At 62.4% G+C, this 12,401-nt stretch carries 9 protein-coding genes; all 9 read left to right on the top strand.

Translation table 11 applies throughout. The features are described from left to right. The first annotated feature begins 8 nt into the window (after positions 1 to 8). On the top strand, positions 9 to 2,108 hold the full coding sequence (locus D8U18_RS20195; RefSeq protein WP_131108237.1) for an acetate--CoA ligase family protein: 2,100 nt from the start codon (positions 9 to 11) through the stop codon (positions 2,106 to 2,108). Between the two features lie 10 nt (positions 2,109 to 2,118). Further along, positions 2,119 to 3,726: a 5-guanidino-2-oxopentanoate decarboxylase gene (locus D8U18_RS20200; protein WP_131108238.1), complete on the top strand. Its 1,608-nt coding sequence runs from the start codon at positions 2,119 to 2,121 to the stop codon at positions 3,724 to 3,726. A 24-nt stretch (positions 3,727 to 3,750) separates the two neighbouring features. Further along, a complete protein-coding gene (locus tag D8U18_RS20205; RefSeq protein ID WP_131108239.1) occupies positions 3,751 to 4,941 on the top strand; it encodes an aminotransferase class I/II-fold pyridoxal phosphate-dependent enzyme in 1,191 nt (396 codons plus the stop codon). Further along, positions 4,934 to 6,349 (top strand): aldehyde dehydrogenase family protein, encoded by a 1,416-nt coding sequence (locus tag D8U18_RS20210; protein ID WP_131108240.1) that lies wholly within the window; start codon positions 4,934 to 4,936, stop codon positions 6,347 to 6,349. Before D8U18_RS20205 ends, D8U18_RS20210 begins: the two co-directional genes overlap by 8 nt. A 98-nt stretch (positions 6,350 to 6,447) precedes the next feature. Then, positions 6,448 to 8,049 carry an ABC transporter substrate-binding protein gene (locus D8U18_RS20215; RefSeq protein ID WP_131108241.1) on the top strand — a complete coding sequence of 534 codons (1,602 nt, stop codon included), beginning with the start codon at positions 6,448 to 6,450 and terminating at the stop codon, positions 8,047 to 8,049. 172 nt (positions 8,050 to 8,221) lie between these two features. After that, complete coding sequence (locus D8U18_RS20220; RefSeq protein ID WP_056855312.1) at positions 8,222 to 9,181, top strand: ABC transporter permease; 960 nt, start codon at positions 8,222 to 8,224, stop codon at positions 9,179 to 9,181. Positions 9,182 to 9,184: 3 nt separating this feature from the next. After that, a complete protein-coding gene (locus D8U18_RS20225) occupies positions 9,185 to 10,012 on the top strand; it encodes an ABC transporter permease (protein ID WP_056855313.1) in 828 nt (275 codons plus the stop codon). A 2-nt stretch (positions 10,013 to 10,014) separates the two neighbouring features. Further along, on the top strand, positions 10,015 to 11,658 hold the full coding sequence (locus D8U18_RS20230) for an ABC transporter ATP-binding protein (RefSeq protein ID WP_131108242.1): 1,644 nt from the start codon (positions 10,015 to 10,017) through the stop codon (positions 11,656 to 11,658). 9 nt (positions 11,659 to 11,667) lie between these two features. After that, positions 11,668 to 12,375, top strand: coding sequence for an NAD(P)H-dependent oxidoreductase (locus D8U18_RS20235; protein WP_131108243.1), 708 nt, complete (start codon positions 11,668 to 11,670; stop codon positions 12,373 to 12,375). Positions 12,376 to 12,401: the final 26 nt, after the last annotated feature.

Raw genomic sequence — 12,401 nt, forward strand, 5'->3', positions numbered from 1 at the left:
GAATTTCCATGTCGCAAACCATTCGTGACAACCTCAAACGCATGCTCGCGCCACAGCATGTGGCGTTCGTGGGCGGGCGCAGTATGGCGCGTGCCCTCAAGCGCTGCGCCGAAGGTGGCTACCAAGGGCAGATGTGGCTGGTCAATCCGCAGAACGACAGCCTTGAAGGCGTGCCCTGCGTACGCAGTATTGCTGACTTGCCCTGCGGCCCTGACGCGGTATTCATCGCCACCAACCGCGACTTGACCCTGACCTGTATCGCTGAACTCGCCGCCATCGGTGCGGGCGGCGCGATTTGCTATGCCTCGGGTTTTGCCGAAACCGGTGCCGAAGGCCAGGCGCTGCAACAACAACTGCTCGAAGCCGCCGGTGACATGGCCTTGCTCGGCCCCAACTGCTACGGCCTGCTCGACTATCTGCACAGCTGCGCGCTCTGGCCGGTGGCCCACGGCGGCAAAGCGGTGGAGAAGGGCGTGGCGGTGCTGACTCAAAGCGGCAACTTCGCTTACAACCTGTCGATGAGCGACCGCTCGCTGCCAGTGGCCTACATGGCTTCGGTTGGCAATCAGGCGCAACTGGGCGTCGCTGAGTTGATGGACGTGTTACTCGACGAGCCGCGGGTCACTGCTATCGGCCTGCACCTCGAAGGCCTGAAAAACGTCCCGGGTTTCGCCCGCGCCGCGCACAAGGCGCTGGAGAAGGGCATCCCGATCATCGCTTTGAAAACCGGCGTGTCGCAGATCGGCGCCGAACTGGCCCTGAGTCACACCAGTTCGCTGTCCGGCTCCGATGCGCTGTATGACGCGCTGTTCGATCGCCTTGGGGTTATTCGCGTCAGTGGCCCGGTGAGTTTCGTCGAAACCCTGAAAGCCGCGGCCTGCGGCAACTTGCCGGCGGGAAACAGCGTGATCGCGCTGGCGTGCTCCGGCGGTGATGCGGGGCTGATTGCCGACTACGCCGAACGCAACGATCTGGGCTTGCCAAAGCTCGATGACGGCCAGGTCGGTGAACTGGCCCAAGTGCTGCCGAGTTACGCCAACCTGGTGAATCCGCTGGATTTCACCACGGCGATCTGGGGCGACGGCGAAGCCTTGAACCGCATGCTCGACAGTGCCCTGCGTACTGAAGCCGATGCGGCGATGCTGGTGCTCGATTATCCGGCCGAGTTCACTGGCGAGCGCAAGGAATGCGACCTGCTGCTGGACCTGTTCTGCAAGGCGCTGGTACGGCACGGCAAGACCGGTTTCGTCACTTCGGCGTTCCCCGAATTACTCCCGGCCCATGCCCGTGAACATCTGCATGCCCAAGGCGTTGCGGCGTTGCAGGGTGTCGAGGATGGCCTCGCGGCGTGGGGGCGCATTGCCGGTTACCAGCGCAATCGCCGGGCTTTGCTGGAGCTGAGTGAATCGGCGTTGGTGCCGCTGTGCCCGCAAGCGCTGACAGGCGAAGGCGAATTGCTCAATGAATGGGATTCCAAACAAGCGTTAAGAGTCTTCGGCCTGCCGACACCCAACGGTGTTCTCAGCTCACCGGCCAATGCGTTGAAAGACGCCGAAGCATTGGGCTATCCGCTGGTACTCAAAGCCGTCAGCGCACAGTTGCCGCACAAGACTGAAGCCGGCGCCGTGGCGCTGAACCTCAAGGATGACGTCGCATTAAGCGCGGCCCTGGAAAAAATGCGTTCGAACATTACCGCGTATGCACCGGGCGTACCGTTCGATCAACTGCTGCTGGAGCCCATGGCCAAACCGCCGTTGGCCGAGTTGATTGTCGGCATCAAGCGCGAAAACGACTTTGGCCTGGCGCTGGTGATTGGCGCGGGCGGCATCCTGGTGGAATTGCTCAAGGACAGTCGCAACCTGTTGCTGCCAACCACCGACGGCGCCATCCGCCATGCCGTGCTCAGCCTGCGCAGCGCACCGTTGCTGCAAGGTTTCCGTGGCCGTGAAGCGGCGGATCTGGAGGCGTTGGTGGCAGCGATTCGCGCGGTCGCCGATTACGCCTGCGAAAACGCCTCGCAGTTGCTGGAACTCGATGTGAACCCATTGTTGGTCGGCGCCGATGGCACGACCGCAGTCGATGCGTTGATTCGCCTCGGCCATGCGTGAGGACATGAACATGCAAAGCAAAACCTTGACCGGTGGCCAGGCGCTGGTGCGTCTGCTGGCCAATTACGGCGTCGATACCGTATTCGGCATTCCCGGCGTTCACACCCTGGAACTGTATCGCGGCCTGCCGGGCAGCGGCATTCGCCACGTCTTGACCCGTCACGAACAGGGCGCCAGTTTCATGGCTGACGGTTATGCCCGGGTCAGCGGCAAGCCCGGCGTGTGCTTCGTCATCACCGGCCCCGGCGTGACCAACGCCGCCACCGGCATCGGCCAGGCTTACGCCGACTCGATTCCGATGCTGGTGATTTCCAGCGTCAACCACAGCGCCAGTCTCGGCAAGGGGTGGGGCAGCCTGCACGAATGCCAGGACCAACGGGCGATGACCGCGCCGATCACTGCGTTCTCCGCCGTGGCACTGACCGCCGAAGACCTGCCGGAACTGATCGCCCGCGCCTACGCGGTGTTCGACAGCGAGCGCCCGCGTCCGGTACACATTTCGGTGCCGCTGGACGTGTTGTCGGCGCCGATTACCCGCGACTGGAGCAATGACGTGGTGCGGCGTCCGACCCGCGGCCCGGCTTGTGCCACCGCCCTTGATGACGCAGCAGCCAGGCTCAACGGCGCAAAACGGCCGATGATCATCGCCGGTGGCGGTGCCTTGAATGCTACCGAGCAACTGCTGGAGATCAGCACACGACTGGCGGCGCCGTTGTTCACCAGCGTCGCCGGCAAAGGCCTGTTGCCACCGAACGCAGCGTTGAACGCCGGCTCGTCCCTGTGCGTAGAACCCGGCTGGAAGCTGATTGCCGAAGCCGACGTGGTGCTGGCGGTCGGCACCGAAATGGCCGACACCGATTTCTGGCGCGAACGCCTGCCGCTCAACGCTCAACTGCTGCGCGTGGACATCGACCCGCGCAAGTTCAACGACTTCTACCCGTGCGCGGTGGCTTTGCATGGCGATGCGCAACAAACCCTCAGCGGTTTGCTCGAGCGCCTGCCATCCAGCGTACGTGACGCCAGCGCAGCGATTGCCTCGGTTGCCGCGCTACGCGAAGCGGTCAAGGCCAGCCATGGTCCGCTGCAACAGATTCACCAATCGATTCTGGCGCGCATTGCTGCAGAGCTGCCGGAAAACGCGTTCGTCAGCACCGACATGACCCAACTGGCCTACACCGGCAACTACGCCTTCGACAGTCTCGCCATTCGCAGCTGGTTGCACCCGACCGGTTACGGGACGTTGGGTTACGGCCTGCCGGCCGGCATTGGCGCCAAGTTTGGCGCACCGCAGCGCCCCGGTCTGGTGCTGGTGGGCGATGGCGGTTTCCTCTACACCGCTCAGGAACTGGCCACCGCTGTCGAGGAACTGGACAGCCCACTGGTGGTGTTGCTCTGGAATAACGATGCATTGGGGCAGATCCGCGACGACATGCTCGGCCTCGATATCGAGCCGATTGGCGTGCTGCCGCGCAACCCGGACTTCGCCGCGCTCGCACGTGCATTCGGTTGCACCGTGACCCAGCCGCAAAGCCTGGCGGAGCTGCAAACCGACCTGCGCCACGGCTTCAAGCGCAACGGCGTGACCCTGATCGAACTCAAGCATGCCTGCGCCCATTGATCTGTATTTGAAGGATATGAAGCCATGCGCTTTTCCGATCTGACTCAACGTATCGCCGGGGACGGCGCTGCCGCCTGGGATATTCATTACCGCGCTTTGGCACTGCGCGAGCAGGGTGAAGACATCCTGCTGCTGTCCGTGGGCGACCCGGATTTCGACACGCCGCAGCCCATCGTGCAGGGCGCCATCGACAGTTTGCTCAACGGCAACACTCACTACGCCGAGGTGCGCGGCAAGCGTGCCCTGCGTGAAGCCATCGCCAGGCGCCATCAGCAACGTAGCGGGCAACGCGTTTCTGCCGATCAGGTCACGGTGCTGGCCGGTGCGCAGTGTGCGCTGTTCGCCGTTGCCCAATGCGTACTGAACCCAGGCGATGAAGTGATCGTCGCCGAACCGATGTACGTCACTTACGAAGCGGTGTTCGGTGCCTGTGGCGCCGTGGTAGTGCCCGTACCCGTGCGTTCGGAGAACGGCTTTCGCGTGTTGCCCGAAGACGTTGCCGCACGCATCACCCCGCGTACCCGTGCGTTGGCGCTCAACAGCCCGCACAATCCGTCGGGCGCAAGCTTGCCGCGCAACACCTGGCAAGCGCTGGCCGAGCTGTGCATCGGCCATGACCTGTGGCTGATTTCCGATGAGGTCTACAGCGAACTGCTGTTCGAAGGCGAGCACGTCAGCCCGGCGAGCCTGCCGGGCATGGCCGAGCGCACCGCGACCCTCAACAGCCTGTCGAAATCCCACGCCATGACCGGCTGGCGCGTCGGCTGGGTGGTGGCGCCGCCGTCACTGGCCGCGCACCTGGAAAACCTGGTGCTGTGCATGCTCTACGGTTCGCCGGACTTTATTCAAGACGCCGCGGTGATCGCGCTCGACAGTGACTTGCCGGAGCTGCACGCCATGCGCGAGGCCTATCGCCAGCGCCGCGACCTGGTGTGCGACAGCCTCGACGGATGCCCCGGCGTACGGGCGTTGAAGTCCGATGGCGGAATGTTCGTGATGGTGGATATCCGCGAAACCGGGCTCAGTGCCCAGGCATTTGCCGATCGCTTGCTGGATCGCCACGGCGTTTCGGTGCTGGCCGGTGAAGCTTTCGGCCCGAGCGCGGCCGGGCATATTCGTCTCGGCCTGGTGGTCGGCGCCGAACCGTTGCGCGATGCCTGTCAGCGCATCGCCCGTTGTGCCCAGGAACTGATGGAGGCCCAGGTTGATGCTTAACCACAAGACATTGTTTATCGATGGCCGCTGGCAAACACCTTCGGGGCAAGGCGTGGCCGAGGTCATCAACCCGGCCACCGAGGAAGTCGCCGGCAGTGTGCCGTTGGGCGATGAGCGCGACGTCGACAACGCTGTGGCCGCGGCGCGCAAAGCCTTCGCGTCATGGTCGCGCACACCTGCCAGCGTTCGCGCCGGATACCTCCGTGCCTTGGCCGAACAACTGCGCAACCGCGCCGACGAAATGGCCGCGGTCATCACCGCCGAACTGGGCATGCCGGTGCAATGGTGCCGCTCGGTGCAAGTGGACGGGCCGATCATCGGCCTTGAGCAATACATCGAGCTGACGCACTTGATGGACGAAGTGCGCGAAGTCGGCAACTCGCTGGTGATTCGCGAGTCGGTCGGTGTCTGCGCCTTTATCAATCCATGGAATTACCCGCTGCATCAACTGATCGGCAAGCTGGCCCCGGCACTGGCTGCTGGCTGCACGGTGGTGGTCAAGCCGAGTCAGGAAACGCCGCTGCACGCGTTTTTGCTGGCGCAAATGATCGAAGCCATTGGCCTGCCGGTCGGGGTGTTCAATCTGGTCAGCGGGCCGGGTTCGAAGGTTGGTGAAGCACTGGCCAAGCACCCGGATGTCGACATGGTGTCGTTCACCGGTTCTACCGGCGCAGGCGTTCGTGTGGCACAGGCGGCAGCGCCTTCAGTGAAACGGGTGTGTCTGGAGCTGGGTGGCAAGTCGCCGCTGATGATCGCCGAAGACGCCGACCTGGCCGCAGCGGTTCGTTATGGCGTGCAGGACGTGATGATCAACTCCGGTCAAACCTGCACGGCTCTGACCCGCATGCTGCTGCCAGCCAGTCGCTACGCCGAAGCGCTGGAGCTTGCGCTGGCCGAAACCCTGAGCCTGAAAATGGGCGATCCGCTCGACCCGTACAGTTTTCTCGGGCCGATGTGTTCGGCGGGGCAACGTCGCACCGTGCTCGATTACATCAAGGTCGGGCAACAGGAAGGTGCGCGGCTGTTGTGCGGTGGTGATACGCCGTCAGCATTTGAACGGGGTTTCTACGTCAGCCCGACGCTGTTCGCCGATGTCGACAACCGCATGCGCATCGCCCAGGAAGAAATCTTCGGCCCGGTGCTGTGCCTGATTCCCTATGCCGATGAAGCGCAAGCCATCCAGATCGCCAACGACTCGCCGTTCGGCCTGTCCAGTGGCGTGTGGGCCGGCAGCGCCGAGCGTGCCTTGCATCTGGGGCGGCAAATGCGTGCGGGCCAATGCTTCCTCAACGGCGCGGCGTTCAACTATCAGGCGCCATTCGGCGGTTACAAACAATCGGGCAATGGTCGGGAGTGGGGGGAAGAAGGACTGAACGAATTTGTCGAAGTGAAGGCGATCCAGGTGTGACCGTTGGCGATTCAAACGTTGTACGCACCGGGCCTTGGTCCGGTGTTTTGCGTTGTTTTGAATGGGTATTCCGTTAGCTTTTGATCAGGGGCAATCCAATGAGCGATAACAAAAACAAGATTACTCAAGCGAACCATGAATTCAGCTTCCCGCGTCGCGACTTCTTGAGGTACAGCGCCGCGGCGGCTGCCGTAGCCGGGGCGTTCTCCATGGGCCTGCCGTTTGGCGCCATGGCGGCGCAGGCGACGCCGAAACCCGGTGGTGTATTGCGCCTGGGCCTGGCCGGTGGCAGCACCACCGATTCGAAAGACCCCGGCTCCTGGGTCGATACCTTCACCTTCGTCGGGTTCTCGGCGATCTATAACACCCTGACCGAGATTGCCGTCGACGGCACGGCGATCCCCGAACTGGCCGAAAGCTGGACCTCGAGCCCGGACGCACGGGTCTGGACGTTCAAATTGCGCCAGGGCGTGACCTTCCACAATGGCAAGACCCTGACCGCCGACGATGTGGTCGCCTCGATCCAGCATCACCTCGGGGAAAAATCCAGCTCGGCGGCCAAAACCGTGCTGGGCGATGTGGCCAAGGTCAGTGCCAACGGCAGCGACAGCGTGGTGTTCGAACTCAAATCAGGCAACGCCGATTTCACCTACGTGGTTGCCGATTACCATCTGGTGATCATGCCGAGCAAGGACGGTGTGCCGGACTGGCAGGCTGGTGTCGGTACCGGCGGTTATCGTTTGAAGGATTTCGAACCGGGCGTGCGCATGACCCTGGAACGCAGCCCGGATTACTGGAAGGCAGGGCGGGCACACTTCGCCGGCGCCGAGCTGATTGCAATTGGCGATGGCGCGGCGCGAATCAACGCACTGGTCACCGGGCAAGTCGACGTGATCAACAAGGTCGACTTGAAAACCGTGGCGTTGCTCAAGCGCAACCCGAACCTGGTGATCGAGGAAACCAAAGGCGCGCAGCACTACACCTTCCCGATGCTCACCGACAGCCAGGTGTTTCAGAACAATGACGTGCGCCTGGCAATGAAGCATGCGATCAACCGCGAAACCTTGTTGGCCTCGGTGCTGTACGGCTACGGCCTGGTCGGCAACGACCATCCGATCCAGCCCGGTAGCCGCTTCATCAACACCGCACTGGAGCAGCGCACCTACGATCCGGAGAAGTCGCGCTTCTACCTGAAAAAGGCCGGCCTGGATACGCTCAAGGTGCGCCTGCAAGCCTCCGACGCGGCGTATACCGGCGCTGTCGACGCATCCGTGTTGTTCAAGGAGCAGGCCCGTGCAGCCGGGATCGACATCGATGTGGTGCGTGAACCGGCCGACGGCTTTTTCACCAACGTGTGGATGAAGCAGCCGTTTACCACCTCGTTCTGGTACAGCAGCCTGACCGCCGACCGCATGTTCAGCATCGGTTACGCCAAAGGCGCAGCGTGGAACGAAACCCACTGGGACAACCCGCGCTTCAATCAACTGCTGAATGCCGCCCGTGGCGAGATGAACGAACCGCTGCGCCGCGAGATGTACAACGAAATGCAGGGCCTGTGCCGCGATGAGGGCGGGGCGATTGTGCCGTTGTTCGCCAGTTCGGTGGCAGCGCGATCCAACCGTGTCGCGCACGGCGGGCAGACAGCGCCGTATGGCGAACTGGATGGCTTGCGGGTGATCGAGCGGTGGTGGCAGGCATAAAACCGGATCTTGAAACCTGTGGAGATCAACGGCTGATCGTTCCCATGCTCCGCGTGGGAATGTCTCTAGGGACGCTCTGCGTCCAGTGACGCGGAGCGTCACGGGCTGCATTCCCACGCGAAGCGTTGGAACGATCATTCAAGGCCTGCAATCCGTCTTAAGGAACTGCATGATGAGAAGTATTTTCAAGCTGTTGGGGCAACGTTTGGCCCTGGGCCTGTTATCGCTGTTCGCTGTATCGGTGATCATCTTCCTGGCTGTCGGCCTGCTCCCGGGGGACATCGCCCAAGCCATGCTCGGCCAGTCCGCCACTCCGGAAACCGTGGCGGCTTACCGCGCGCAATTGGGCCTGGACCTGCCGCCGCTGACCCGTTTCGGGCATTGGATCTGGCAATTGCTGCAGGGCGATCTCGGCGTGTCACTGGCCAACCAGCGACCCATCGCCGACCTGGTCGGTTCGCGCCTGGGCAACACCTTCAGCCTCGCATTGCTGGCGGCGCTGGTATCGGTGCCACTGGCGTTGCTGCTGGGCATGCTCGCGGCGTTGTATCGCAATAGCTGGTTTGATCGCTTGCTCAATACCTCGGCGTTGAGCGCTGTGTCGTTCCCCGAGTTCTTCGTCGCCTACATCCTGATTCTGCTGTTCGCGGTCAAGCTCAACTGGTTCCCGAGCATCTCCAACCTGTCGCCAGACGCCTCCCTCGGCACAGTGCTGGAACGTTCGGTGCTGCCGGTGGCAACCCTGAGCCTGGTGGTGATCGCGCAGATGATGCGCATGACCCGCGCATCCCTGATCAATTTGCTGGCCAGCCCCTACATCGAAATGGCCCGGCTCAAGGGCATCAGCCAATCGCGGATCATCTTTCGCCATGCCTTGCCCAACGCCCTGGCGCCGATCGTCAACGTCGTCGCGTTGAACCTGGCGTACCTGGTGGTCGGCGTGGTGGTGGTCGAGGTGGTGTTTGTCTATCCGGGGCTCGGTCAGTTATTGGTGGACTCAGTGGCCAAGCGCGACATTCCGGTGGTACAGGCCTGCAGCCTGATCTTTGCCGCGACGTACATCCTGCTCAACACCAGCGCCGATGTGCTGTCGATCGCCAGCAATCCACGCCTGATGCATCCGAAGGGGTAGTTCATGAACCTGTTCAAACAATTGATCCGGGCGCCGCTGAGCGCGAAATTCGGGCTGCTGGTGATTGTGCTGTACATCCTCGTGGCGTTGTTCGCGCCGCTGCTTGCACCGTTCGGTGAAACCCAGGTCGTGGGCGAGGGCTTCGCACCCTGGGGCGGGCAGTTCCTGTTGGGCACCGATAACCTGGGGCGTGACATGTTCAGCCGTCTGGTCTACGGCGCCCGCAACACCCTGGGCATTGCCTTCCTGACCACGCTGCTGGCGTTCTTGCTTGGTGGTTCGTGCGGGTTGGTTGCAGCGATCAAGGGTGGCTGGATCGATCAGGGTTTGTCGCGGGTCGTGGATATCCTGATGGCGATTCCGCAATTGATCTTCGCCTTGCTGATCCTCAGCGTGGTCGGCACCACGGCGACCTCGCTGGTGCTGGTGATTGCGCTGCTGGATGCGACCCGGGTGTTTCGCCTGTCACGGGCGGTGGCGATGAACGTGGTGGTGCAAGACTTCGTCGAAGCCGCACGCCTGCGGGGTGAAGGCCTGTACTGGCTGGTGACCCGTGAAGTGCTGCCGAACGCGGCGGCACCACTGATTGCCGAGTTCGGCTTGCGGTTCTGCTTTGTGTTCCTGTTCATCAGTGCGCTGTCGTTCCTCGGCCTGGGCATTCAACCGCCCACCGCCGACTGGGGCAGCATGGTGCGCGACAACGCCGTGCTGATCACCTTCGGCGACATCAGCCCGCTGCTGCCCGCCCTGGCCGTGGCGTTGATCACGGTCAGCGTCAACTTCGTCGTCGACTGGATGCTGCACAAGTCCAGCGGCCTAAAGGAGTGCTGAACATGACGACGTCCAAACCATTGCTGGAAATCCGCGACCTGCACATCGAAGGTCACTACGAAGACGCGTGGCATCCGCTGATCAAGGGCATCGACCTGACGTTGCAACGCGGCGAGGTCCTGGGGCTGATCGGTGAGTCCGGCGCGGGCAAGTCGACCCTCGGGCTGGCGGCCATGGGCTACACCCGTGACGGCTGCCGGATCACTGGCGGCTCGGTGCATTTCGACGGCATCGACTTGCTCAAGGCCAAACCCGAAGCCCTGCGCAAGCTGCGCGGTTTGCGCATCGCTTATGTAGCGCAAAGTGCGGCGGCCTCGTTCAATCCTGCCCATCGGCTGATTGACCAGCACGTTGAAACCGCCGTGACAAACGGAGGTATGAGCCGCGATCAGGCCATGGCCGAAGCCGTTGAGCTGTATCGCGTGCTGCGTCTGCCCAGTCCGGAAACCATCGGCCAGCGCTATCCGCATCAAGTGTCTGGCGGTCAGTTACAGCGAGTGATGACCGCCATGGCCATGGCTTGCCATCCGGACCTGATCATCTTCGACGAACCGACCACCGCGCTGGACGTCACCACCCAGATCGAAGTGCTCGCGGCGATACGCGATGCGGTGAAGACCTACGGCAGCGCGGCGATCTACATCAGCCACGATCTTGCGGTGGTCGCACAAATGGCCGACCGCATCATGGTGCTGCGTCACGGCAAACGGGTGGAAGAGGCCGTGACCCGCAAGATGCTCGGCGACCCGCAGGAGGACTACACCAAATCGTTGTGGGCGGTGCGCAGTTTCCGCACTGACCCCAAGGCGTGTCCACAGCAGGAACAGCCGCTGCTTGAACTGCGTAAGAGTTGCGCCAGTTACGGACATCAACCGGTGCTGCATGACGTTTCGTTGCAGCTGTATCGCGGCCAGACCCTGGCGGTGATCGGCGAATCCGGTAGCGGCAAAAGCTCTACGGCTCGGTTGATCACCGGTTTGCTGCCGCCCACCTATGGCGAGGTGCTGTATGACGGCCAGCCACTGCCGGCGGACTTTCGCCAGCGCAGCAAAGAGCAACTGCGGCGCATCCAGATGATCTATCAGATCCCGGATACCGCACTGAATCCACGTCAGCGCATTGTCGACATCATCGGCCGGCCCCTGACGTTTTATCTGGGGCTCAAAGGCAAAGCGATGCGCGCACGGGTCGCCGAGTTGCTGGAAATGATCGAGCTGGACCCGGCAACCTTCATGGAGCGCCAGCCCCGGGAGTTGTCCGGAGGGCAGAAGCAACGGATCTGCATTGCCAGGGCATTGGCGGCCGATCCGCAATTGATCATCTGCGATGAAGTGACGTCCGCCCTCGATCAATTGGTGGCCGAAGGTGTGCTCAAGCTGCTCAACCGCATACAGCAACAGCTCGGCGTCGCCTACCTGTTCATCACCCATGACGTTGCCACCGTGCGGGCGATTGCCGATCACGTGCTGGTGATGCAGCGGGGCAGGGTGGTCGACCAAGGCACGCGCAGCCAGATCTTCACGCCGCCGCACGAGGACTACACCGGGCTACTGTTTTCTTCCGAACCGCAAATGGACCCGGACTGGCTCGACCGTTTGCTGGCGAGCCGCACCACGAATTCAAACCCTACGCTGGAAAAAGTCTAAGGAACCACCATGAAAGTATTGATCGTCCACGCTCACCCGGAGCCGAAATCCTTCACCGCCGCCCTGCGTGATCAAGCGCTGGCCACCCTCGAAGCCCAAGGCCATGAAGTGCAGGTCAGCGACCTGTACAAAATGAACTGGAACCCAGTGGCCAGCGACGCTGACTTCTCGTCGCGGGAAAACCCGCAATACCTGGTCTACGCCCTGGAACAACGCCTCGGCGTGAAAAGCCAGTCCCTGGCGCCGGACATCCAGGCCGAGCTGGACAAACTGCTGTGGGCCGACCTGCTGATCCTCAACTTCCCGATCTTCTGGTTCTCCGCCCCGGCCATGCTCAAAGGCTGGATCGACCGGGTGCTGGTGTCGGGCATTTGTTACGGCGGCAAGCGTTTCTACGATCAGGGTGGTTTGGCAGGCAAGAAAGCGCTGGTGACGGTGACGCTTGGCGGGCGTGAGCACATGTTCGGTGATGGCGCCATTCACGGACCGCTGGAGGACATGTTGCGGCCGATCCTGCGCGGCACCCTGGCTTATGTGGGTTTCGATGTGCTGCAGCCGTTCGTGGCGTGGCATGTGCCGTATATCAGCGAAGAGGCTCGCCAGCAGTTTCTGGCTGATTACGGGCAGAGGTTGCAGCATTTGAATGATGAGCAGCCGCTGGTGTTTCCGAAACTGGCGCAGTTTGACGAACGGCTCTATCCGTTGACGAGCAACTGAATCCGTCGATGCCTCGCTGACCGTTC

The organism is Pseudomonas sp. Sample_10 (assembly GCF_004321495.1).
Lineage (GTDB): Bacteria > Pseudomonadota > Gammaproteobacteria > Pseudomonadales > Pseudomonadaceae > Aquipseudomonas.

Bases quoted from the DNA above. Each gene is read 5' to 3' on its own strand.
- D8U18_RS20225 (WP_056855313.1), top strand. From the start codon at position 9,185: ATGAACCTGTTCAAACAATTGATCCGGGCGCCGCTGAGCGCGAAATTC.
- D8U18_RS20205 (WP_131108239.1), top strand. From the start codon at position 3,751: ATGCGCTTTTCCGATCTGACTCAACGTATCGCCGGGGACGGCGCTGCC.
- D8U18_RS20195 (WP_131108237.1), top strand. From the start codon at position 9: ATGTCGCAAACCATTCGTGACAACCTCAAACGCATGCTCGCGCCACAG.
- D8U18_RS20200 (WP_131108238.1), top strand. From the start codon at position 2,119: ATGCAAAGCAAAACCTTGACCGGTGGCCAGGCGCTGGTGCGTCTGCTG.
- D8U18_RS20215 (WP_131108241.1), top strand. From the start codon at position 6,448: ATGAGCGATAACAAAAACAAGATTACTCAAGCGAACCATGAATTCAGC.
- D8U18_RS20220 (WP_056855312.1), top strand. From the start codon at position 8,222: ATGAGAAGTATTTTCAAGCTGTTGGGGCAACGTTTGGCCCTGGGCCTG.
- D8U18_RS20210 (WP_131108240.1), top strand. From the start codon at position 4,934: ATGCTTAACCACAAGACATTGTTTATCGATGGCCGCTGGCAAACACCT.
- D8U18_RS20235 (WP_131108243.1), top strand. From the start codon at position 11,668: ATGAAAGTATTGATCGTCCACGCTCACCCGGAGCCGAAATCCTTCACC.
- D8U18_RS20230 (WP_131108242.1), top strand. From the start codon at position 10,015: ATGACGACGTCCAAACCATTGCTGGAAATCCGCGACCTGCACATCGAA.